The sequence below is a fragment of the Gemella haemolysans genome, assembly GCF_001553035.1.
Classification (GTDB): domain Bacteria; phylum Bacillota; class Bacilli; order Staphylococcales; family Gemellaceae; genus Gemella; species Gemella haemolysans_B.
The window spans coordinates 1-25,369 of sequence record NZ_KQ959968.1; the positions used below are offsets into that span (position 1 = coordinate 1).

The 25,369-nt window shown below is 29.4% G+C and carries 22 protein-coding genes; 10 read left to right on the forward strand and 12 right to left on the reverse strand.

The window, feature by feature from the left end; translation table 11 throughout:
• Positions 1-475: 475 nt before the first annotated feature.
• The 8 genes from HMPREF3186_RS06020 to tpx form a co-directional block, all read right to left on the reverse strand.
• Positions 476-1,471 (reverse strand): YSIRK-type signal peptide-containing protein, encoded by a 996-nt coding sequence (locus HMPREF3186_RS06020; protein ID WP_060914377.1) that lies wholly within the window; start codon positions 1,469-1,471, stop codon positions 476-478.
• A gap of 102 nt (positions 1,472-1,573) precedes the next feature.
• Positions 1,574-2,782: a sodium/glutamate symporter gene (gene gltS, locus HMPREF3186_RS06025; RefSeq protein WP_060914378.1), complete on the reverse strand. Its 1,209-nt coding sequence runs from the start codon at positions 2,780-2,782 to the stop codon at positions 1,574-1,576.
• Between the two features lie 197 nt (positions 2,783-2,979).
• Entirely contained in the window at positions 2,980-3,591 is a 612-nt protein-coding gene (locus HMPREF3186_RS06030) for an NUDIX domain-containing protein (protein WP_060914379.1), read from the reverse strand.
• A gap of 18 nt (positions 3,592-3,609) precedes the next feature.
• Positions 3,610-4,560, reverse strand: a complete 951-nt coding sequence (gene whiA, locus HMPREF3186_RS06035; RefSeq protein WP_060914380.1) for a DNA-binding protein WhiA — start codon at positions 4,558-4,560, stop codon at positions 3,610-3,612.
• A gap of 108 nt (positions 4,561-4,668) precedes the next feature.
• Entirely contained in the window at positions 4,669-6,099 is a 1,431-nt protein-coding gene (locus HMPREF3186_RS06040; protein WP_060914381.1) for an ATP-binding cassette domain-containing protein, read from the reverse strand.
• A gap of 4 nt (positions 6,100-6,103) precedes the next feature.
• The gene (locus HMPREF3186_RS06045) at positions 6,104-6,793 is read right to left on the reverse strand and encodes an energy-coupling factor transporter transmembrane component T (protein WP_060914382.1); all 690 of its coding nucleotides are present in this window, start codon (positions 6,791-6,793) and stop codon (positions 6,104-6,106) included.
• Position 6,794: 1 nt separating this feature from the next.
• Positions 6,795-7,415: an MptD family putative ECF transporter S component gene (locus tag HMPREF3186_RS06050; RefSeq protein ID WP_060914383.1), complete on the reverse strand. Its 621-nt coding sequence runs from the start codon at positions 7,413-7,415 to the stop codon at positions 6,795-6,797.
• An 11-nt stretch (positions 7,416-7,426) separates the two neighbouring features.
• Positions 7,427-7,924, reverse strand: a complete 498-nt coding sequence (gene tpx / locus HMPREF3186_RS06055) for a thiol peroxidase (protein ID WP_060914384.1) — start codon at positions 7,922-7,924, stop codon at positions 7,427-7,429.
• A gap of 178 nt (positions 7,925-8,102) precedes the next feature.
• Here tpx and HMPREF3186_RS06060 point away from each other — a divergent pair, with 178 nt between their 5' ends.
• Complete coding sequence (locus HMPREF3186_RS06060) at positions 8,103-10,124, forward strand: DUF5776 domain-containing protein (RefSeq protein WP_060914385.1); 2,022 nt, start codon at positions 8,103-8,105, stop codon at positions 10,122-10,124.
• Between the two features lie 109 nt (positions 10,125-10,233).
• On the opposite strand, the gene metG is transcribed toward HMPREF3186_RS06060, so the two are convergent.
• Complete coding sequence (gene metG / locus HMPREF3186_RS06065) at positions 10,234-12,234, reverse strand: methionine--tRNA ligase (RefSeq protein WP_060914386.1); 2,001 nt, start codon at positions 12,232-12,234, stop codon at positions 10,234-10,236.
• A 295-nt stretch (positions 12,235-12,529) separates the two neighbouring features.
• Positions 12,530-13,756 (reverse strand): peptidase T, encoded by a 1,227-nt coding sequence (pepT, locus tag HMPREF3186_RS06070; RefSeq protein WP_060914387.1) that lies wholly within the window; start codon positions 13,754-13,756, stop codon positions 12,530-12,532.
• Between the two features lie 217 nt (positions 13,757-13,973).
• Here pepT and HMPREF3186_RS06075 point away from each other — a divergent pair, with 217 nt between their 5' ends.
• Entirely contained in the window at positions 13,974-14,474 is a 501-nt protein-coding gene (locus HMPREF3186_RS06075) for an acyl-CoA thioesterase (protein WP_060914388.1), read from the forward strand.
• A 40-nt stretch (positions 14,475-14,514) separates the two neighbouring features.
• On the opposite strand, the gene HMPREF3186_RS06080 is transcribed toward HMPREF3186_RS06075, so the two are convergent.
• Entirely contained in the window at positions 14,515-16,236 is a 1,722-nt protein-coding gene (locus HMPREF3186_RS06080; RefSeq protein ID WP_060914389.1) for a phospho-sugar mutase, read from the reverse strand.
• A 26-nt stretch (positions 16,237-16,262) separates the two neighbouring features.
• Positions 16,263-16,973, reverse strand: a complete 711-nt coding sequence (deoD, locus tag HMPREF3186_RS06085; protein ID WP_060914390.1) for a purine-nucleoside phosphorylase — start codon at positions 16,971-16,973, stop codon at positions 16,263-16,265.
• A 389-nt stretch (positions 16,974-17,362) separates the two neighbouring features.
• Here deoD and mbhE point away from each other — a divergent pair, with 389 nt between their 5' ends.
• The 8 genes from mbhE to glmM all read left to right on the forward strand — a co-directional run bounded on the left by mbhE (position 17,363) and on the right by glmM (position 24,751).
• The gene (gene mbhE, locus HMPREF3186_RS06090; RefSeq protein ID WP_060914391.1) at positions 17,363-19,729 is read left to right on the forward strand and encodes a hydrogen gas-evolving membrane-bound hydrogenase subunit E; all 2,367 of its coding nucleotides are present in this window, start codon (positions 17,363-17,365) and stop codon (positions 19,727-19,729) included.
• A complete protein-coding gene (locus HMPREF3186_RS06095; protein ID WP_004263940.1) occupies positions 19,719-20,144 on the forward strand; it encodes a Na(+)/H(+) antiporter subunit B in 426 nt (141 codons plus the stop codon). The genes mbhE and HMPREF3186_RS06095 overlap by 11 nt, the downstream gene beginning before the upstream one ends.
• The gene (locus HMPREF3186_RS06100; protein ID WP_003147003.1) at positions 20,144-20,503 is read left to right on the forward strand and encodes a Na(+)/H(+) antiporter subunit C; all 360 of its coding nucleotides are present in this window, start codon (positions 20,144-20,146) and stop codon (positions 20,501-20,503) included. The genes HMPREF3186_RS06095 and HMPREF3186_RS06100 overlap by 1 nt, the downstream gene beginning before the upstream one ends.
• Positions 20,496-21,977 (forward strand): proton-conducting transporter transmembrane domain-containing protein, encoded by a 1,482-nt coding sequence (locus tag HMPREF3186_RS06105; protein WP_060914392.1) that lies wholly within the window; start codon positions 20,496-20,498, stop codon positions 21,975-21,977. Before HMPREF3186_RS06100 ends, HMPREF3186_RS06105 begins: the two co-directional genes overlap by 8 nt.
• A 2-nt stretch (positions 21,978-21,979) precedes the next feature.
• Positions 21,980-22,477, forward strand: coding sequence for a Na+/H+ antiporter subunit E (locus tag HMPREF3186_RS06110; protein ID WP_060914393.1), 498 nt, complete (start codon positions 21,980-21,982; stop codon positions 22,475-22,477).
• Positions 22,470-22,760: a monovalent cation/H+ antiporter complex subunit F gene (locus HMPREF3186_RS06115; RefSeq protein WP_004264179.1), complete on the forward strand. Its 291-nt coding sequence runs from the start codon at positions 22,470-22,472 to the stop codon at positions 22,758-22,760. Before HMPREF3186_RS06110 ends, HMPREF3186_RS06115 begins: the two co-directional genes overlap by 8 nt.
• A complete protein-coding gene (locus HMPREF3186_RS06120; RefSeq protein WP_060914394.1) occupies positions 22,747-23,115 on the forward strand; it encodes a cation:proton antiporter in 369 nt (122 codons plus the stop codon). The genes HMPREF3186_RS06115 and HMPREF3186_RS06120 overlap by 14 nt, the downstream gene beginning before the upstream one ends.
• A gap of 292 nt (positions 23,116-23,407) precedes the next feature.
• Complete coding sequence (glmM, locus tag HMPREF3186_RS06125; protein WP_060914395.1) at positions 23,408-24,751, forward strand: phosphoglucosamine mutase; 1,344 nt, start codon at positions 23,408-23,410, stop codon at positions 24,749-24,751.
• The last annotated feature ends 618 nt before the right edge of the window (positions 24,752-25,369 follow it).

The window sequence follows — 25,369 nt, forward strand, 5'->3', positions numbered from 1 at the left end:
CTTTGTCAGAGTAATTAATTTTTTTTGCTTGTGCTGTATTTTGCACTAGTGGTGCAGTTTCATATTTATGAAGCTTTCCATATTCATATCCAGAAAATACTGCCAGTCCAATTACTAATGAGCCACAAGCACCAGTAATAATCATATTTTTTTTATTCATACATATTCTCCTTAATAATATAATTCGTAATAATTTCGATTTATTATAACATGTTTAACCTTTCTTGTAAATAGGTATCTTTACGATTTGCTATCTTGTAAAATTAATATTTTTATATTTTCTTCGTATTTTAAAATATATCTTTAATTTAATAAATTTTCACAATTACGTCTATTTAGAAAATTATATTTATTGTCAATGTGCAAAAATCTTATTAATAACAATAGGCTTATAAATTTAACTTGAAAACATAAAAAAATGGATACCAACTGCATAATACAGTATGATATCCATATGTTTTTTATGTTTATTTAGTTATATATAATTTTTCTTTTTTCTTATAATACTAGCTACAATTAATAAAACAAATCCTGCAGAAATAGATGAATTTGCAGATATACCCGCCTTAGGAAGTATTTTCAATTGTTTTTCATCTTTAATACTTTTTGTTTCAGGTAATTCATTATTCTCTTTGTTTTCTATTTTTTCTGGAATTTCAATTTTTGTTCTTTCTTCTAAATCCTTACTACCTATTTTTATACGTTCTACTATAGTGAACTTACTGAAATGATTAATATTAAATTTCAACTCACCAGTACTATAGCTACTATTTACTTTCTCAAGAGTATTTTTATCAGCTATGTGATAAACTTCTAATTCGACATTATCTTTTTTTACAATAGCAACGGTAACTGTGCGTTCTATATTACTGTCAACTCTTGTATCATTTTTTTCAAAATGAATCTCAAAAGTTTCTATAATATTGTAATCACTACCTAGTTTATGCTTAATAGTCTTATTTAAATCATTATCATTTAATGATTCTACGTACAACTTTTCTGCATAAATACTACCTTTTTTAAAAGAAACCTTAATTTCACGCCCAGATAAATTCCCTACTAATACATCATTTTTAATTTCATTTTTAGAATCTGTTTCTAAAGCATTAGTAGTTGTTTTTTCTGTTTGCTTTTCTATTGGTTTAACAGAATGTTTCTCTATTGGCTTTTCTATTGGTTTAACAGGTGGTTTCTCTGTCGGCTTTTCTATTGGTTTAACAGGTGGTTTCTCTGTCGGCTTTTCTGTTGGTTTAACAGGTGGTTTCTCTGCCGGCTTTTCTTTTACATTCTCTGGCGGAATTGGCTCAACATCAGATCTAACACCATTTTGGTCAATAATTATTCTTTTATCTGTTTGTATATCAGAATTTATCGCAGCATTTGCCGTACCAATTTCAAAAATACTTAAGCCAATAATAACACTAATTATTCCAGCCGATACTTTTCTTATAGAATATTTTTTATTCTTCACTGCTTTCTCCTTATCTCAAATGATCTATAAGATCATTAAAACTATCCTTAATATTATAATATTATATTACACATCAAAACAATCATCAAGCCAAACCTTCTTCTATCTAGACAAGAACGAGAAGAATCCACTTATTATCGCTACATTAAAGAAGTCTATAAATAGTGCTCCTACTATGGGCATTACAAAAAATGCTATATGCGAGTGTTTATATTTATCACAGACACTTTGCATATTTGCAATACCATTCGGCGTTGCTCCAAGTCCAAAACCTACATGTCCTGCAGATAATACTGCTGCATCATAATTTCTACCCATAAATCTAAATGTTACAAAGTAGATAAATACCCATGCTAAAAGCGCTTGTGCTAGTAATAATACTGCTAGTTGACCTGCTACACTACTTAATTCCCATAATTTCAAACTAATCATTGCCATTCCAAGGAATAAGTTCAACGAAACATCTTCTAAAATATGTACTTCTTCATAGTGTAAATCAAATTTAGTCGTATGGTCTGATATATTTCTTAGTATTGCCGCTACTATCATAGGACCTATGTAATTAGGGAAGTTTAAAAATTGATTTAAAAATGTAGAAACATAACTACCAATAAACATCGATAATAAAATTAAAAAGAATGCTTTAGCAAAATTCTCACCATCAAGTTTCCTTACATCATTATTAAAAAGAAATTCATCATTTCTCACTTTTTCATTATCTACTCTCTCCGCTACAACTTCTAATTTCTTTCCTTTAATTAACCTATTAGCTAATGGACCACCTAAACTAGATCCTGCAATAAGTCCAAAAGTAGCAGCTGCAATAGCTACACTCTTCGCTCCTGTATGTCCTAACTCTTCTACTATAGGTGCCATTGCCGCTGCAGTACCATGACCACCTGTCATAGCAGTCGAACCAGTCAGTAATGCTATTAAGGGATCTACACCTGTTAAATACCCTACACCTACAGCCACAATATTTTGAAGTATTACTAGCACTATAGCCATAATAAGGAACATACCTACTTTTTTTCCACCAACTTTCAATAACCTCCAACTTGCATTAAAACCAATGCTTGTGAAGAATAATGTCATAAAGAAACTCTGTAACGTATTGTCAAATTCAAAAATAACTAAATTACTTTTCCTTAAAATTAAATTTATTATAGCAAATAGGAAACCTCCAACAACTGGAGATGGAATACAATAAGTCTCAAAAAACTTAACCTTTTTCCTTAAGAATCTTCCTAGAATTAATATAATAACAGCCAATCCGACCGTTTGAATCATATCCATTTTAATATTTAACATACAATCATCCTTTCTTTATTTATGTTACATTTTCTTACAAAGAAATACTTAGATTTATAAAACTATAATCTAAAAGTTCTTTAAATTTGAATTATATATCCATATATTACACTTTTCAGCAATATATTTCAATTCTGCGTTAGATTTTATCACAACTAAGAAAACAAAGATGAACTAAAAAAGTTCATCTTTATTTATTAAAATATTGGTTTTAAAAATTCTGACCAAGTTTCATAATTTTCTTCTGCTTTGGCCTCTTCTCCTGTCATCCATTTAATAACAAGAGTATCATCTTCCTTAACTTCTACAAGTTGTTTATCAACTTTACACTCATAAACAACGCCTACATGAACCTGTCCAACTTCTGTCTTATCATCATTTATAAGTCCAATAAAATGTAGGTTATTTAAAGCATCTTCTTCTGAAACTCCAACTTCCTCATTTAATTCACGTGCGGCATTGATTTTTAACATTTCAAAAATTGTTTTTCCTTCAACTTCATTCATATGACCACCAATACCAACAGAGGCTTTCCCGTGTAATCTCGCTTCTCCTCCACCTACTAAACGTTTGTAAACTAGTACCTCACCTGTTACTTCGTCTTTTAGTAGAACATAACCAATCAATTGCTTATAGTTTGGATCTTCTTCCATATCACCACGACGTTTAACTTCGTATGATTCAAATGTAGCAATGATTTTCTCGGTTTTTTCATCATTTTTTTCTATGAATCCATAAAAATGATTTTCTTCATTACTAAACAATTCTTTTCTATTAACTACTAATATTTGTTCATCCCACTTACTCATTGTTCTTCCTCACTTCTTTTATTTTGCTTGATAAGTACCTTCTTTTAATTCCTTAGCTATCTTAGCAATTTTTCGGAACCTGTGATTTAAACCAGATTTTGATAATTTTCCATCCTCAATCATTTCCGCTATTTCTTTTAGCGGATATTCTGGATACTTAAGTCTTGCTTCAGCAACTACTCTAAGTTTCTCATCAATATTATCAAGTCCGATTCTTTCCTCTATTATGTTAATATCCTCAACCTGTTTTGCTGAGGCATTAACAGTTTTATTCATATTAGCCATATCACAATTTTGCATTCTATTAACTGAGTTATTAATATCTCGAACAATTCTCTCATCTTCAAATTGGAATAAAGCTTGAAAAGCTCCAACCAAGTTGATAAACTCTGCTATTTTTTCAGATTCTTTAATATAAACTATAAAGCCTTTTTTTCTTTCAAGACTTCTAGCATTCAATTTATAACTATTTAAAAGCTCATTTAATTCCTTATTGTGTTCTTCATAAGAAGAGAATATTTCCATATGATAACTAGAAGTACGAGGGTTATTAATAGATCCTCCTGCTAAAAATGCTCCGCGTAGATAAGCTCTTTTCTTCTCATCAGTATCAATTAATTCTTTTGCTATGTCTATTCTCATTGTATAGTTATCATTTAGTATATATAAATCAGTTAATATTTCTTTTACGTTTTGATCTAAACGACAAATGTATACATTATTCTTCTTTAATTTCAATTTCTTTCTAACAGAAATATTTACATGAACATCATAGAAAAACTTTATTAATGAAAACATTCTTCTTGCTATAGAAGCATTCTCTGTTTGAAAACTTAAACTTAACCTACCATTTGATATATTTAATACACCATTCATCTTTATTAAGGCTGATAACTCCGATAAGAATTCTCTATCTTTTGTTATTTCTATTAAAGTTAATTCTTTCTTCATATCTGAAGCGTATGACATAAGTTCCCTCCTTATCCTAATTATTTTTTGTAACTTATATATTTTATCATGATACCTTCAATTTAACAACTCATTTGAGTTAAGAAATGAGTTAATATACAATGTACATTAACTCATTAATTCTAATATTCTATTTTTATTTTCTTCATTGACTTCGATACGCTCTTTTATGCCTTCTTTGTCAAAATAAAGTACCTCGTCTGAAATCTGACATAAAAATTCATAATCATGTGTAATTATGAATATAACAACATCATTCTTAGCTATTTCTTCAATCAAGCGACTTAGTTCAATCATATTTACATAATCTAGACCGCTAGTTGGTTCATCAAAGATTAGTACTTTTTTATTTGATAAAAGCGCAGAAGCTATAGCAACTCTTTGCTTTTCTCCACCAGATAAAGTATTTGGGTGCCTATCTAAAAATTTTCTAATGTTTAATCTATCGACAACTTCATCAAATAACGATAAATTATCGCTACCTAACTTAATTTCTTTTTCTACCTGATTAGTAAACAGTTGATAGTTAACATCTTGCATTACTTGGAATGCATTTTTAATCAATCCTTTTTTATTTAAAACATTTCCATCTAATATTACTTTATGCTTAGATTTATGAAGACCACACAAAGCATTAGCAAATGTTGTTTTCCCACAACCATTATCACCAATAATAGTATAGATTTTTGAAGCTACGAAACTTTCACTTTGGAGTTCAACTTTCCTATCATGAACTTTATATTCAAGTCTTTCGATATTTAAAAAGTCTTCTTTAAAATTTCTATTTTCTTTATTACCTAACTCTACTTTAGATAAATCAATCTGTCTTGTGTGGCAAGCTCTACTGTCAAAATCTGATAGCTGTTCTTTAGTAACTTCATGAATCAATTTACCGTCTTTAATAATATACATTCTATCGATTAAGTCTTTTAGATAATATATTCTATGTTCAGCTACAACTATAGTTTTACCTTTTTTCTTCAATGTTTCTATTATTGATGAAATAAGCTGTATCGACTTCAAATCTAGATTACTAGTTATCTCATCTAGAACATATACATCAGCATCTAACATCATACTTGCCATAAAAGCTAGTTTTTGTTTTTCTCCGCCACTTAATTCTAAGACGTTTCTTTCCAACAGATATTCTGCAGAAAATTCTGATATAACTTCGTCAATTCTACTTTGTATCTCTGATTTAGAATAACCATAATTTTCCATACTAAAGGCAAGTTCACTCGTAGAATCAAGATTGAAAAACTGATTTTTAGGGTTTTGAAAAACACTCCCTACTACTTTTGAAAAATCTTTTAATTTGTCTCCAATATTAAGGTGAGCTACTTTTAATTCACCACTATATCCACCATCAAAAAATTCTGGTGCTAATCCATTTAAAACTCGTAAAATAGAAGTTTTACCACAACCACTAGCACCTGTAAAGAGGATACATTCACCTTTTTTTATATTAAGCGATAAATCTTCAATATTTAATTTTTGTGATTCAATATATTTATAATTAAATTTTTTAAATGTTATCAATTTATCACCTCATATACATAATATAACAAAAAGCACTTACTACAATAACCATAGTTAAATAATCAATTTTATTAAACTTTAATTCGATATAACTACTTGGTTTCTCTTCGTTATCTATTCCTCTACATAAACAAGATACCGATAGCTCATTTGCTATATTAGTACTTATAATTACATAAGGAACAAATACATATTCAAAGAATTTAATTGGATGAAGTAAGTAGTAACCTCTACTTACTCCAATTCCTTTCATTCGTAATGAATTCTTTATTAACTTATAATCTGTAAGTAAAACCGGGAAAAATCTATATAATACTGCGAGTACTATAATCATTTTCTTTGGTAACTTTATGCTTCTCAAAAAGCAGATCAGTTCCGAAACTTTTGAACTACTTACTAAAGCCATACCTGCACATAATGGGAAATACAGTGTCTTAAACATTAATGCAGTTAATAACAAGAAACTATCAATAACCTGTAATGTAACTGTATGAGCAAAAAATACTTCATATGCAGTAAAGAAAAGATATATACCAAAAAATCTACTCATTCTCTTAAAATTAGAACTAATTCCTAAGTATATTGAAAAGCATAGTGCTACTATAAGGTGAACAGGTACTGTCATCATCTTAAACATTAGTATATTAGCAATTACTAATATAAAAATCTTAGTTCTAATATCTAACCTTAACATACTATAGTCCTGCTTTATTGAAATTCTTAAAGTATAATTTTCTTCCTAGATATGTTCCAATTATTGAGAATATTATAGTAAAGACAACTATAAAAATAAATGTCTTCATATCTGTACTACTCATTACTAGATTTATCTTTTCATCTGAATAATTTCTATTTTGAAGATGTTTTACATATGAATCTTTCATAAAGAACATTGGCAGAATAATACCAATATTTCCTAGATTAAAGAATAAGTATGATAAATATTCATTCCCATATCTGAATGCAATCTCCGCTAAAACTGCTGCAAAGATTAATACTATTCCTCCCACTATAGAGTGACCAGAAACAGACATGAAAATTCCTATAATTGCAATCATAATGAATATAGCCATATTTTTATTAATTTTGTTAAAAATTAAGCTATACACACTACCACACACTAATGCAGCTGTTATTGAAGTGTATGTTGCAAAATAAACTTTACCTCCAAATATAACTGATGTTAATAGTGTTGAAATCCCGATTCCTACAGCCATTACAAGAATTAATAAAATTGTATATAAACCTAATGTAATTAAATCTTTAATCTGTAAATTTTTATTTTCTTCTTTATTAATATATTTTAATTCTGTCATCTATTACCCCACTATAGTTTTTTAAGAGCATCTAGAGCAGCCGTATAATCCGGTTCTTCTCCGATTTCTTCTAATACTTCTTTATAGCGGATAACTCCGTTTCCATCAAGTACAAAAACAGAGCGTGTTAATAAACCTAATTCTTCAACTAAAAGACCATTGTTGTTCTCAAAATCACGATATTTATAGTCAGATACAGTAATTGCATTGTTTATTTCTTTATCAGCACAGAATCTACCTAAAGCAAACGGTAAATCTTTTGAAACTGTTATTACTACAGTATCTGACAAATCACAAACTTCTTTATTAAAATTAATTGTTTGTAAAGCACAAACACCAGTATCTACAGAAGGAAAAGTATTAACAATAATTTTTTTACCTCTATAATCATCCAATTCAAATTCTGATAATGTTTTTGTTACTGCTCTAAAATTTGGAAATACATCACCAATATTTAACTTATCCTCAATTGTAACTGGAGTTCCTTTAAAGCTAATTGTTTTTTTCATAATTTTTTACCTCTTTATTTAATTTAATTGATAAAACTATCTATAATTAATGATAACATATTTCAATTAGAGATAAAAGTTTTTTCTATAATTTAATGGGATTTTAAGTATTTTTTATACAAACATATTATAATTTTATGATATAATAAGAGTTAATAGTGTGTGAAAGGATTTTTTTATGTCAAAAGAACAAAAAGAAAAAGTGGTTGAAAATAATACTACAGATTCAACTAAAGAAAAGAATAATATGACGTCTTTTTTTAGTCGATTTAAAAAACAAGTAAAAACTTTTAATTTAAAAAATAATGAATCTACGACTTCTATTAATAATAATCATCTTGACGAATCTGCTTTAGAAAAAGAACTTCGAGAAAAAGAAAAAGAAGTAAAATTAAAAGAAAAAGAATTAAAACAACGAGCTCTAGAATTAGAAAATGCCAAAAAGAAATTTGAAGAACAGCAGCGTAAAATCGAAGAAGAACGCAAAAAAAATGAGCTTGCACGCGCTGAGAGAGAACGCCTTGAAAAAGAACGTATCGCTCGTGAAAAAGAATTAGAACGTCAACGTATTGAAAGAGAAAAAGCTGAAAAACGTGAAAAAGAACGTCTTGAAAAAGAACGTATTGCTCGCGAAAAAGAATTAGAACGTCAACGTATCGAAAAAGAAAAAGCTGAAAAACGTGAGAAAGAACGTCTTGAAAAAGAACGCATTGCTCGTGAAAAAGAACTTGAACGTCAGCGTATCGAAAAAGAAAAAGCTGAAAAGCGTGAGAAAGAACGTCTTGAAAAAGAACGCATTGCTCGTGAAAAAGAACTTGAACGCCAACGTATCGAAAAAGAACAAGCAGAAAAAAGAAAAAGAGAATATAGAAGAAAAGAAAAAGAATTTCAAATCTTAGAAGATAAAAAGAAAATTGAATTATTACAAAAAGAAAATGAAATAAGGGAACATGAAAATACTCTTCTTTCATTACAAACTACATTAATCTCTCTAGAGGATAAAATTGAAGAGAAAAAATTAACTATCTCTACCCTTAAATATAGAAATGCAGATAAAGAAAAAATCACTTTAGAGGAAAAAAGATTAAATAGTCTTGTAACTCAAAAACAAATTACACAAAAAGATATAACGTCTGAGAAAAAAATTATAGAAAAAATTCAAAAAAATCTTGAAATGGAATATAAATTAGACGGAATTAAAAAAGAAATACACAGTATAAAAAAAGAAGTAGTTAATGAAGAAGAAACTGCTTTTAAAGTTAAATACATAGATAATAAAATAAAAAATATCTTCTTAGTATCACTCCTTTATCTTAAAGCATATATCTCGAAAAAAATCTTTAGAAAAAATGTTGAAAATTATAATGGAATAAAAAAAGTATCTAGAAATATAAAAGTCAGAATAGCAACATCTCTTATTTTGGCAATAATTCTTTCTCTTTGCTTCCTTGTTACACTAAAATTTATTTCTTCTGCTAAAGAACACTATGTAAGTTTTGGAGAAACAAATACTACTGCAGTAGACACTACAGAAGAAATGAAGAAACAAAAAGAAGCTGAAGAAAAAGCTAAAATTCTAGAAGCACAAGAGAAAGCAGCAGCAGCTCGTATAGACTCTGATGCACAAGATGAAGAGATAACTGCAAAACTTGCTGGTTCATTTACATCTTATTCATTCGATGTGGATCGCCAAGTTACTGTAAACAAAAAAATTCATGCGTTCAAATCCGCAAGTTGGTCAGATCAAGGAGAAGTTATTGAACCCGGTACTAAACTAACTGTAAATAAAATTGTATCTCCTGCTGGATATTTAATGTATCAGATTTCATCAGGAAACTTACAAGGTCAATTTATCACTGCAAATGAAAAATTTGTTTCAGTTGATTCTAAAAATGATCAACTTGAAAACTTTATTTCTCGACCAGTAGCAATCAAATTCTTAGCTACACAGAATGTATATTCTGACGAAACAGCAAGTAAAGTTCGAGTTACTTTTGGTAACGGCGCACAACTTAATATTAACGGTATTGGAATTAATAACAACAGATTAATTTATCATGTATCTGATGGATCATTCGTACCTGTTAATCCGGTTCGTGTAATTGAGGTTAGTAGAGAAACGCCTAAGACTAAAAACATAGATAGTAATGATAATAAAAACGCCTCTAACTCTCAAAACAACCAAAGAACGACAAGATAATTAATTCAATCCACCTGAGGAATTTCCCAGGTGGATTATTTTGTACATATAAATTGTTTAAATTCCCTAAAAAAGAGAATATAGTTTTCACTAAATTCTCTTCTTTTTATTATCTAATTTCTGCTCCGTTAGGAATCTCAGCATTGATTTCTACTACTCGTAAAATACCATCTTTTTCTGCTGATAAAATCATTCCCTCACTTAATTCTCCACATAATTTAACTGGTTTTAAGTTAGCTACTACGGCTACTTTTTTACCTACTAATTCTGCTGGATCATAGTATTTAGCAATACCAGAAACTATTTGTCTTTGGTGATTTCCTAAATCAAGTTTGAATTTCAATAATTTCGAACTTTTCTTAACTTTTTCACATTCTAATACTTCTGCTACTCTTAAAGAAGTTTCAAAGAATTTATCAATTGTAATTTCTTCAGCAAGCTCAACATAAGTATCTTCATTTTCTTCTTTAGATTCTGTCTCTAAGTTCTCAAGAGCCTTAGGTGACATTTGTTCTTTAATGTACTCTACTTCAACCTCTTTATCAAATCTTGGGAAAATTGGAGTTGGTTTTTCTACAACTTTTACAGTTCCATCGAATACTCCAAATGTTTTAGCAGATTCAAACACTAATAAGTCTTCTCTAATTCCTAATTGTTTAGCAATTTCTACTGGTGCTTTTGTTAAAGCTGGTGCTATTAAAATTGTAGCTATACGAAGACTTTCAGCTAAGTAGTTCATTACTTTATCTAATTCTGGTTGATTTTCTTCATCTTTCGCTAAAATCCAAGGTGTAGTTTGATCAATATATTTGTTAGTTCTAGAAATGAATTTCCAAACTGATTCTAAAGCTTTAGAAAACTGCATATTTTCCATATACTCTTCGTATTCAGCAATAACTTCTTTTGATAAAGCTATTAATTCTTTATCAAACTCTGTAGTTGGTTTAACGAATTTTGGAATTACTCCACCACAGTATTTATTAATCATAGAAATAGTTCTATTTAATAGGTTTCCTAAATCATTTGATAAATCTGAGTTAATTCTGTCAATGAAACTTTCAGGTGTGAATATTCCATCTTGCCCAAATGGAACTTCACGTAGTAAGTAATAACGCGCTGAATCTAAACCATAACGCTCTATTAACATATAAGGATCAACTACGTTACCTTTAGACTTACTCATTTTACCATCTTTCATTAATAACCAACCGTGAGCAAAGATTTTTTTAGGTAATGGTAAATCTAATGCCATAAGTAGTATCGGCCAGTAAATAACGTGGAAACGTACAATTTCTTTACCTACTACTTGAACATCAGCTGGCCAGTATTTATTAAATAGCTCTTCACTTTCACCAGTTGCATAACCTAGCGCTGTAATGTAGTTAACTAATGCATCAATCCAAACATACACAACGTGTTTTGGATTTGATTTTACTTTTACTCCCCAATCAAAAGTTGTACGAGTAACAGCTAAGTCCTCTAATCCTGGCTTAATGAAGTTATTAAGCATTTCATTTTTTCTACTTTCAGGTAAAATGAATTCTGGATGCTCGTCATAGTACTTAACTAATCTGTCAGCATATTTACTCATTTTGAAGAAGTAACATTCTTCACTAACTAATTTAACTTCATTTCCACTTGGAGCAATTCCCCCAATCATATTTCCTTCTTCATCTCTGAAAACTTCTTGAAGTTGAGTTTCTGTGAAATATTCTTCATCACTGATTGAATACCAGCCTTTGTACTCTCCAAGGTAGATATCTCCTTTTTCAACTAATCTATCAAAAATTTCAGCAACTGCTGTTTCATGATAATCATCTGTTGTACGAATAAATTTGCTATAGTTAATATCCATAGCTTCCCATAATTTTTTAATGTCCTTAATCATTTCATCAACATAAGCTTGTTCTGAAATACCTTTTTCTTGAGCTTTTTGTTGAATTTTTTGACCATGTTCGTCTGTACCTGTTAAAAAGTATATATCATATCCACTTAATTTTTTATATCTTGTTAAAGCGTCACATGCTACCGTTGTATAAGCATGCCCTATGTGTAAATTACCACTTGGGTAATAAATAGGAGTTGTAACATAAAATGTTTTTTTAGTCATCTTACAACCATCCTCACTTTCATTTCAATTTTTTAGTTAATATACATTACTATTGTACCATATATTTAGGGCTATTGCATAATTTTTTATCATTTTTTTAAAATTTAAAAGTTCTTCTATAAAAAAAGATACAACTCTTTTATAATTCAAAATCTATCTTTGAAAATAATAGCTGTATCTTATATTTAATCTTGTCTCTTAAAATATCAAATTTAAATTATATCTTAAGAGAAAATTATACTTTTTTGTTATTCTCTTATAGAATACTTACTTTTACACCATTATGTAATTTCCACTATTTTTTTGCTAATTTTGCAATTTCTACTATTGTATCTGCGGCTTTTTCCATATGTTCTAAACAACTGAACTCATATTGTCCATGGAAGTTTTCCCCCCCAACGAAAATGTTTGGTGTTGGGATACCCATATATGAAATTTTAGAACCATCTGTTCCACCACGAATAGGAATAATAATAGGAGTTACACCTACATTTTTAATAGCTTGCTCCGCTACATCAACACAGCGTTTGTCTTTTTTAATTACATCTCCCATATTGTAGTATTGATCGAATAGATCATATTCCACAACATTACCATATTTTTCATTAATTTTTACTGCTACCTCTTCAACAAATTTCTTACGTGCTTCAAATTTTTCTTTATCATGATCGCGAATTATATAAACCATCTCAGCTTCTTCAATCCTAGCTTGCATATTGTGCAATAAATAGAATCCTTCATATCCTTCTGTATGCTCAGGAACTTCTTTTTCTGGGAACAATGAAGCTAATTCTGCAGCAATCGTATTGGCATTTTTCATTTTACCTTTTGCTGTTCCAGGATGAACACTTACTCCAGTAATTTTATATGTAATTTGCGCAGCATTAAAACTTTCATATTCTAATTCACCAAGAACCCCACCATCCATAGTAAACGCATAATCTGTTGCAAATCCTTTTGCATCGAAATAATCTGCTCCACGCCCTATTTCTTCATCAGGACCAAATGCAATACGAATATCACCATGTTCAATTTCAGGATGTTCACTTAAATACTTAATTGCTTCTACTATTTCAGTAATTCCAGCTTTATCGTCAGCACCTAGTAAAGTCGTCCCATCTGTAGTGATTAAAGTAAGACCTTTATAATTGCTTAAATTAGGGAACTCAGCTTTACTCATTACAACATTTAATTCTTTATTTAAAACGATGTCTTCACCATCATAATTCTCAATTACTTGTGGATTAATACCTTCTACATTAAAATCTGCAGTATCCACATGTGAAATAAATCCAATTTTATCGTAGGGTTTGTCAGTATTAGCTGGTAATGTTGCAGTTAAGAACCAGTTTTCCTCATTTAATTCTATGTCACTAAGATTCAATTCTTCTAATTGTCCTTTTAACATACGTAAAAAATCTTTTTGCTCGGGAGTAGACGGAATTGTCGTACTAGCGGCATCTGATCTAGACTTAAATTTTACATATCCTAAAAAACGTTCTAACATAGTTTCATATTTCATTATTCTTCACCTCATTTGTATTTTCTTTTATTATAATATAATTTTCATCAAAATGTAAAGGTTATAAAAATCATATTTTTAAAAATAGCATTCTCAAATAACTTTGTTTAAAATAATAAATGATACTTAATATATTTATCTATTTGTGATACAATTACATATGTATTCTAATTTAATATTAGATATTAGTAAAATAAATTTTAAGGAGAACTTTTTCATGCAAGAAGTTATGAATTATAAAGATACTAGAATTGAGAATTTTCACACTATCTATCCAAACCATATGAACAGACACGATACACTATTCGGTGGACAAACCCTATATTGGCTAGACGATGTACAAGGTCTAGTAATTCGCAGATATACTCATTTACCATTTTTTACAGCAAGTATTGATACATATCAATTTTTAGATGTTGTCCACAGACACGAGGCATTAATTATCGATAGTTATATATCAAGGGTTGGTACTAGAAGTGTTGAAATTTTTGCTGAACTAAGTGCATTTAACCATGAAACTAGACACACTCGTTTAGTTGGTATTTGCTTCTCAACATTCGCAATAAATAAAGAGACAGTTCTTGAAAAACCTTTACCTAAAGTTGAATATACAGATGAAATTTCAAAATTCGTAAGCTCTTCTTATGCAGACAGACAAAGTGGTAAACTTTCTGCTCGAGAATTCTGTAAAGAATATTTAAAATATTACAACAAATAAAAAAGAAGTGAGATTATTCTCACTTCCTTTTTTTATTTTGTTAGTCGATTGAATAAAGTAATTCTAATACTTTCTCTTCAAATTTAACTAATTTTTCTTTAGCAACTTCTTTATCTGCATCTTTAACGTAGATATAAAGTTTTACTTTAGGTTCTGTTCCACTTGGACGTAATGTATACCAAGATTCGTCTGAATAACTGAATTTAACAGCATCAGTTTTTTCGATTTCAATAGCTTTTTCTTCACCTGTAGCTACTGTTTTCTCTTTTTGAACTAAGTAGTCAGTAATCGCTACTACTTCACTTCCTGCAATTTCACGAGCAAAGATTTCACGATATTTCTCCATCATACGTTTAATTCTTTGAGCACCTGCTGCACCTTCTAAAACGATAGAGATAGTTTTATCTAGGTAGTAACCATATTTTTCATAGAAGCCATCAAGTACATCTACTAACGTTTTACCTTGTGTTTTATAGAATGCTGCTGCTTCTACTAATAACATAGCGATAGTTACACCATCTTTATCACGTAGGAAAGTACCAATGTTGTATCCGATACTTTCTTCATATCCCATTACATAGTTTTTCTCACCTGTAATATCCCATTCATTTGGTAATGCACAGATGTTTTTAAATCCAGTAAGAACATCAATTACTTCTACTCCGTATTCTTTACATAATGGTTCTACCATTTTAGATGTTACGATAGATTTAACTAATACTGGGTTTTCTGTTAGTTTGTTTTGTTTTGCAAGATTTTCAATAACATATTGAACTAATACTGCACCAGCTTGGTTACCGTTAAGAGAAACTACTTCTCCATTATGAATTACTTCTACAGCAAGACGGTCACAGTCAGGGTCAGTTGCAATAATTACATCAGCATTAACTTCTTTAGCTAATTTTTCACCGTATTCGAATGCTGCAGTATCCTCTGGGTTTGGATATTCAATTGTTGGGAATGTTCCATCAGGATCTTTTTGTTCTTCAACAACATGAACATTTTTGAATCCACGACGTGCAAGAACTGTTGTTACAGCTTTATATCCCGCACCGTTAAGTGGTGTATATACTACAGAAATATCTTTATCAATGTTTTCATCGTTAATAGCACAATTTAAAGATTCTTTATAGAATTCTTCATCAATTTCTTCTCCAATATATACTAACAATCCTTTTTCTTTAGCTTCTTCTTCTGTTAAAGTAACATAGTTATCGAAGATATCCATTGAGTTAATATACTCTAAAACTTTATCACTTATATCCGATTTAATTTGAGATCCTTCTTGCCAATAAACTTTATATCCATTGTATTCTTTAGGATTGTGACTTGCTGTAATGTTAATACCACTAGCTGTTCCTAAATAACGAACTGCAAATGATAATTCAGGAGTTGGACGTAAATCTTCGAATAAATATGCCTTAACTCCATTACTAGCCATTACTAATGCTGCCAATTTTGCAAATTCTTTTGAGAAAAGACGTGGATCGTGAGCGATAGCAATACCTTTTTCTTGTAATCCATTATCGATGATAGTTTGTGCTAATGCTTTTGTAGCACGAGCAATAATGAATCTATTCATTCTATTAGAACCCATTCCTACTTTACCACGTAATCCTGCAGTTCCAAATTCTAATTCTTTATAAAATCTATCTTCTTTTTCAACTTCGTCATCAGCTACACTTTTTAATTGAAGTTTTTCTTCTTCAGTTAAAGCTGAGCTATTTAACCATTTTTCATATAATTCTTGATAGTTACTCATATAATATTACCTCTAAATTCCTAATTTTATGCTAAACCTAAAGCAATTTCCATCATTTTCGTAAATGCTGTTTGTCTTTCTTCTGGAGTAGTTTCTTCTCCAGTTACTAATGAATCACTTACTGTTAAAATTGTTAAAGCATTAACACCTGCAGCAGTTGCATTAGCATATAATGCTGCACTTTCCATTTCAACAGCTAAAACTCCCATTTTAATCCAGTTTTCCATAGCTTTTTCGTCAGCATTGTAGAAAATCTCACTACATAAAATATTACCAACGTGTACTGCTTGACCCATTTCTTGAGCTCTGTTGTAAGCTTTTAATAATAAGTCAAATGATGCTGTTAAACTGTAGTTTCCTGGAATGTTATATTGGTGCATGTAGTTTGAGTTTGTTGAAGATCCCATTCCTAAAATTACATCATATAATTTTACTTCTGGTTGTAGTGCTCCACATGTTCCAATTCTAATTAAATTCTTAACCCCAAAAGTATGGATTAATTCGTAAGAATAAATACCGATACTAGCTGGTCCCATACCTGTTCCCATTACAGAAATCTTTTTACCTTTATATGTTCCAGTATATCCTAGCATACCACGCACTTCATTAAAACAAACTGCATCTTCTAAAAATGTTTCTGCAATAAATTTCGCTCTTAAAGGATCCCCTGGTAAAAGAATCGTTTCCGCGATTTCTACTCCGTTTGGTTTAATATGTGGTGTTTGTTTATGTGACATCAGTTAGTCCCCCTGTAAATATATTAATAACTTTATTATACCTTTTTTTCTCACCTTAAACAAGGGATATTAAAAAAATAATTATCTATATTTTCTATTAAATATTCTGAAAATAATAAGTTTATTTTATCGTTACAAGTCACATTTTAAGCAACATCATTCATCCGTACTATCTTTTAACCTTTAAAATAATGAAATTATATTAATTATTTTTATAAAATAATTAATACTTTATTTTATCGTTTTCATAACTTTTTATAATATTCCTTTATGTTATCCTCTATTTTTTATTGAAAAATAATTATATAAAAGTTGAATATCAATAGTATTTTAACCTATTTTGTTATATAATTAGTGTTATAAAAAATAAATTAGAAAGAGGTTTTTTTATGTTACAATTAGCTGTCTTTTTACCAGTAATTGCGATGTTTTTCGTACCTTTCTTAAGGAAAAACTTCAAAACCATCCATACTGGAAAATTTGTTATAGTTGTACCATTAATACTGTTTGGGTATTTTATTTCAAATCTTAAGTATATCTATTCAGGTGGAACAATCTATAAGAAACTAGCATTTGTTTCTAATGTTGGACTTGATATCAACCTAAATCTTGATGGTTTATCACTTCTATTCTCACTACTAATTACAGGAATCGGTACTTTAGTAATACTATATTCGTGTTACTATATGAGTATAACAGATGAAAAACTACATAAATTTTATATATTTTTACTAATATTCATGTCGGCCATGTTAGGTGTGGTTTTATCTGACAACATGCTTAGTATGTATATGTTTTGGGAAATGACATCTGTTTCTTCATTCCTATTAATTAGTTACTGGCACGAAAATGATGCATCTAGAAAAGGAGCACTAAAATCACTTATTATTACTGTCTTTGGTGGAGTCCTAATGTTAGCAGGAATTTTCGTTTTAAATAATATTACTGGAAGTTTTAATATTAGTGAGATTATAGAATTCACTAAAAATCATGGATACAACGATAAATATGTAGTAGCAATGATTCTTATAATATTCGGTGCATTTACAAAATCAGCACAGTTTCCATTCCATATTTGGCTACCCGATGCAATGGCTGCACCTACACCAATCAGTAGCTATTTACATTCTGCCACAATGGTTAAAGCGGGAATTTACCTACTGCTAAGAATTGGAATTGTATTCTCATTTACCGCTTCATTTGGTAATATTCTTATCATTTTTGGTACTATTACTATGCTGATAGGATCTATTTCAGCAATTTTCCTAAAAGATTTAAAAGGAATTCTTGCATATTCAACTATTAGTCAACTTGGTATGATGACTCTTATGATAGGTATAGCTAACCTTGGCCTATACAACGATAATCACTACGTTTATACATTCGCATTCTATGCTGTATGTTTCCATATTATTAACCATGCAGCATTTAAAGCAAGTTTATTTATGATTACTGGTATTATCGATCATTCATTCCATACACGTGATATCGAAAAACTTCGTGGTATCAGAAGATATATGCCACTTAGCTTTATATTAAGTATTATCGCTGGGTTCTCTATGGCAGGAATCCCACCTTTAAGTGGATTTTACTCAAAAGAATACTTCTTAACGGTAGTTTATGGATTAACGCAATCAAGCATGCTATATATGGTTATCGTAATAGCTGTAGTTATTGGAGCTTTAGGAACTGCTATTTATTCGTTAATATTAGCATTCAAACCATTCCTAGGTAAATTCGATAATTCTATACTGGGCAATAAGAAATTACATCTTCCAAGTAATGGTATCTTTATATCACCAATAATACTTGTAGTCTTCGTAATTATTAACACATTCATAAAAGATTACATAGTTATTCCAGCTCAACAATCTGCGCTAGCTGTAAAAACAACTAATAACGAAGTAATCACTCATGTCCATCATGATAGTTTCTTCTCAATAGAACTTCTTACTTCTATTATTGTTATCATTGCAAGTTTTGTAATTTATAAATTATTTGCAAGTGGAAATGGAATCTATAGTATAAACCCTACTATTATTTCTATTCATGGAGCATATAATAACCTAGGTAACTTACTACACAAAGTAAGTGGTACACTCCATGATACATTTGTTACAAACCAACTTAGAAGAAATATGAGTTATATCTTTGTAGTATTATCAGCAACTATTATTGGTGGTTACTTTTCAATTGGTAGACCTATGTTAATTAATAACTTCTCTACAATTCACTACATGAATATTTTCATAGGACTATGTATAGTCGTGTGCTGTGTCGCTCTAACTACAGTCTATAATAGACTAGTACTTATTATCCTTTCTTCTGGGATTGGATTTATGATGACTGCTCTATATGTTACATTTAGAGCACCGGACTTAGCAATGACACAATTTGTAATTGAATCAATTTCTACTATTATTTTCTTAATAGCATTCATTCTATTAACTGATAAAACAAAACAAGTAGAAAAACAAAGTTTTAAATTTACTAATGCAATAATTGCGACACTAACTGGTATTAGTTTTACAATTGTAGGATTAGTAGCATATGCATATAAAAATCCATCAGAAATTAGTCAATTCTATTTCGATAATGTTGTCGCATCTGGTGGTGGAAACATAGTAAATGTTATTATCGTAGATTTTAGGGGATTTGATACCCTATTTGAAATCACCGTTATGACAATGGTAGCATTAATCATCTATGCTATGTTTAAAATAATTAAACGAGGAGGACCAAAAGATGAAAACTAATGATGTAATTTTAAAATCATTATCTGCTATTATTTCAGGATGTATATTTTTACTTTCTCTTAGTTTGTACTTTGGTGGTCACTTCCTTCCTGGTGGTGGTTTTGTCGGAGGACTCCTTTGTACAATGGCATTAGCACTAGCAATGTTTACATATGGAATAGATAGAGTCAATAAACTACTTCCTATTAACTATGTATATGTAACTGCTATTGGATTACTTTTCTCTATAGGAACTGCCTTTAGTGGTGTTATAGTCGGAAAGAATTTTTTCAAACATCATTTTACTCACATTCACGTTCCAATAATGGGAGAGATGGAATTACACACAGCTGCAATATTCGACTTAGGTGTATATTTTGTAGTTGTTGGAGTTCTTATGTCAGTAATTTTAGCTTTCGGAAAGGATGGTAAATAATGGAATTTTATATGATTATCTTATGTGGTATTCTTGTTGGTTTTGGTGTTTACCTTATGCTTTCTAAGAGTATGATGCGTATAATAATTGGGGTTGGTCTTTTTGGACATGCTGCTAACCTTATTATACTTATCGCAGGTGGTTTATATGATGGCGATATTCCTATTATCTCAGAATTAGGAAAGAATTATATAGACCCTATTCCAGCAGCACTTATCCTTACTGCCATCGTTATCGGATTCGCAGTAACTTGTCTTTTGATTTCAATCTACATTGCTAACTACAAATTAAAAGGAAGCGATAATGTAATTGATCTTGAAGATGTAGAAAATATGAAGGAGGAAAGAAATAATGCATAGTAATTTACCTGTTATACCAATATTTATCCCCCTTCTATTCGCGGCAATAACAGTATTATTTAGAAAAAGAATAGCCATGCAACGTTTATTAACATCATTGGCTACACTACTAGTCTTAGCATTTTCTATATTTAATATCTATATGGTAAATAAACACCAAATATTAATATTAGAAATGGGGAACTGGGCTAGTCCATTTGGTATTACTTTAACATTAGACGGGCTTAATAGTGTTCTAGTTACAACATCTTCAGTTGTATTTCTTGCAACATTAATATATTCATTTAAAACTATTGATAAAGTTCGAGAACTTAGTTTCTTCTATCCAGGATTTTTATTAATTATGGTTGGAATAAACGGTGCTTTCACCACAGGTGATATATTTAACCTTTTCGTTTTCTATGAAATCTTACTTATGTCATCTTACTTACTACTGTTAGTAGGTATTAATAAAGAACAACTTAAATCTTCTATTAGTTATGTACTAATGAATGTATTTGCTGGTAGCTTATTTGTTATTAGTATTGGATATCTTTACACAATTGTTGGTAGCTTGAATATGGCATACATATCTCAAACAATCTCATCGATGGCTGATCGTCGTGGATTATACCTTGTTGAAGCTGTAATGATATTTGTATTCTGTATGAAGGGTGCTCTATTCCCACTATTTACATGGATGAATAGATCATACGCAGCACCACCAATTGCAATCTCTATTATCTTCGGAGCATTGCTGACAAAAGTTGGTCTTTACTCAATAATTAGAACGTATGGATTATTCTATTACGAATCAAACTTCATCAAGTCTTATATATTAATACTTGGAGCAGTCTCAATTATAGCCGGTTGTATCGGAGCAATCTATCAAAAAGATTTAAAACAAATAGTAATTTTTAATATCGTAATTTCTCTTGGAGTTATGGTTTGCGGAACTGCAACACTGAATACTTTCGGTGTTAAAGGTGCTTTACTCTATGCAGTAAACGACATATTACTAAAAGCTGCATTATTCATAGTTGTTGGATTAATAATTTACGTTAGCGGAGTCAAATATCTCCAAAAATGTGGTTTGATTAATAAATACCCTCTTCTTGGTTGGACATATTTCATTATAGTTCTTTCATTAGCAGGGGTTCCACCATTCAGTGGATTCTATGGTAAAGCACTAATAATTAAAGGTTTAGTTACAAATAATAATACATTTATTGCTATATTAGTAGCATTATCTGGATTGGTTGTATTTTACTCTTTAATTAGAATATTCTTAAATGTATTCTACGATAATATTAATAAGAGTTTAATTTTAAAACCTCTTCCAAAAGGTGTTCAAATCCCTCTTATCGCTATCGTAGCAATAGCACTTATTATCGGAGTAAGCTCTAATCTATTAGATGGTTTCTTCGATAAAGGTATACAAATGGTACTAAATCCTCAACACTATATTGACTTAGTACTTAAGAAAGGAGCATAATTATGGCACTACAATTTTTAATTAATATATTAGTTGGTGTAGTATGGATGTTCTTTTCAGGTAACTATAATTCTGAATATTTTGCAGTAGGATTTTTCTGGGGTATGGTACTACTATTCATCTTTAGAAAAACATTTGCAAAAAACATTCTAGGAGATCAACTTTATTACATTTATGTTTATAAATGGATAAAATTAATCTTAATGTTCTTGTTTGAATTATTAAAAGCAGATATAAATGTTTTAAAATTAATGTTCAAAAAAGATCTTGATGTTAGCCCTGTTATTTTTGAATATCCTTTAGAAGTAACAAAAAATTGGCAAATTACACTACTTGCCAATATGATAACCTTAACACCCGGTACACTTACAGTCAATGTTGGTCATGATAATAAAACACTTCATATTCATTGCCTTGATACCGATGATATTTCTGGTGAGATTGAAGGTATAAAAAATAGTTTTGAAAAAGCAATACTGGAGGTTGATTTAAATGGATAAAGTATTAGACTATTCAATTTTACTAGGTATATTTGCTAGTATTGCCATGATATTTTTCTTATTAATTTATATTGTAAAAAAACCGAGCATATTTGATAAATTAATAGCTAGTGATTTACTTGCTATGCCACTAATGTGCTTAATAGTTTTAGTTAGTATGTACTATAAAACTTTTTCTTATATTTCACTTATACTTATCATAGCTATTATATGTTTAGTAGGTACAGTTGTTACTGCTAGATTCTTAGCTAAAAAGGAGGTCTTTAGTGATGATACTAAATAGTATTTTAGACATTATTATTATACTTCTAATTTTAATCGCAGTAATAGCAATGCTATCAACAGTAATAGGATTTATTAGATTACCTGATGAAATAACTAAAATACACGCAGCAGGAGTCACTGGATCTTTCGCTGTAGAATTAATCCTTATAGCAGGATTTATATACTTCTATCGTTATCTAAATGTATTTGAATATAAATTCTTATTAGCAATAGCATTCTTATTCTTAGCAGCACCGGTTTCAGCTCATATGATTTCTATAAGTGCAATAATATACAATAAACATGTATATTCTAAAAATAATAAAGATGAGGCTAAAAAAGTACTTGACGATATTGAAAAATTAAATAATTAATAAGGTTATCAAAAAGTTAAAAGCATTTAAATTATAAATCACTCTTTAATTTTATGAACAACTACAAATCTAAAAGAAGCTACTTGAAAATATGATTTTTAATCAATCTATATTTTAAGTCGCTTCTTTTTTTATATTCTATACGATAAACCTATCTAATTTTATAATTTTAAATAATTACTTATATGATATTAATTCCCCACTAAAACGCTTAAAACAACCCTAAACCTTGACTAATTTCATTTTATATAGTAATATTCATATAGATTATAAAATAAGGAGTCATTTTTTTATGAGAAAATATTTTGGAACTGACGGTATTCGTGGTATCGCAGGAGAATCACTAACAGCCGATTTGAGTTTTAAAGTAGGTAAAGCTCTAGGTAAATTACTTACTGAAAAAAAAGAACATCCAAAAGTAGTAATTGGTAGAGATACTAGAATTTCATGTGACATGATTGAACACGCACTAACAGCAGGACTTACTAGTACAGGTGTCAATGTAATGACAGTTGGTACTATACCTACTCCTGCAATTGCATATTTAACAAAGACAATTGAAACCGATAGTGGAATTATGATTTCTGCTTCACACAATCCTTATCAAGATAATGGAATTAAAATTTTTGGTCCTGACGGTTTCAAACTAACAGACGAGCAAGAATTAGAAATTGAATCATTAATTGATAATTCAGAGCAAATTAAAAACGCAAGTTTTGAAAAAATCGGAAAATTATATGGTGGTAGCGAATTAAGTCAAAAATACGTTCAACATATTAAACAATCAATTTCTGGAGATTTATCTAATATAAAGATTGCTCTAGATTGTGCAAATGGTGCTACTACTGGCGTTGCACCTTATATCTTCGGCGACTTAGAAGCTGATATCGAAACTATTGGCTGTCAACCAAACGGTATTAATATCAACGATAATGTTGGATCTACTAAAATCGATACAATTTCTGCATTCGTAAAAGAAAATAACGTTGATGTAGGATTTGCCTTTGATGGAGATGGTGACAGAGTTTTAGCAGTTGATGCTAACGGTAATATTGTAGATGGTGATAAAATCATGTTCATTCTTGCAAAACATCTTAAAGAACAAGGTGAACTAAAAGATAACATGGTAGTTTCTACTGTAATGAGTAACATAGGATTCTACAAAGCAATTGAAGAAAATGGATTACAATCTGTTAAAACTGCAGTTGGTGATAGATATGTTGTTGAAGAAATGAGAAATAACAATTATTCATTAGGTGGTGAACAATCTGGACATATTATTCTTATGAATTATGCTACTACTGGTGACGGTATTTTAACAGCTGTTAAACTTGCTAATATTATAAAGTCTACAGGAAAATCTCTTGAAGAATTAGCGTCAGAAGTTAGTATCTATCCACAAAAATTAGTAAATATCAAAGTAATAGATAAAAAAGCTGCTATGGAAGATTCTGAAATTCTAGCTGAATGTGAAAAAGTTGAAAAAGAACTTGAAGGCAATGGTCGTATCTTACTACGTGCTTCTGGTACAGAAAATCTTATTCGCGTTATGGTAGAAGCAAGCAGTGATGAACTTACAGATAAATACTGTGAACAAGTAGCTAAAATCGTTCGAGAAAAATTTGAAGTAAAATAAATCATAAAAAAAGAAGTTAGATTTTAAAACCTAACTTCTTTTTATTTTTTGTATTCTCTTGGTATACAATTGTACAAATAATTTTTCTTTAAAGACAATTTTATAGCCATAAAATAATGATTTTACTATTAACTCTATTCTCAAACATTTTTTTATATTTCAATTTTATATTACTATAATCATATACTTAATATTATATTAATTTTCTTTTTATGAGTAATTAGTGCAGTTAAAATGTATACATCTGCACAAGATATTTACATCTTTACAGTAAATAATATTTTACTTATTTTTACTATAATAATGGTATTAATTGTAGTTAAAATACAAATTTGCTGATAAATTATTATCAAAATTTTAATCTTTTTATATAAATCGAGTTTTATTAATATTTTACCAAAAAAAAAATTCAATATTTCAAAAAAAATTTTATTTTCCTCTTGTTTTTTGTATATACTTCTGTTATACTTATAAGTGAAGTAATTAATATATTACTTCATATGTTCTTTTATTATAAGTCTCCCTAGCTTATAATAAAGACTTTTCATATTTACTCCCTTATTTCTACCTTACAATATTTTTTGTAAGGTAGGTTTTTTTTTTTTTTTTTTTTTTTTT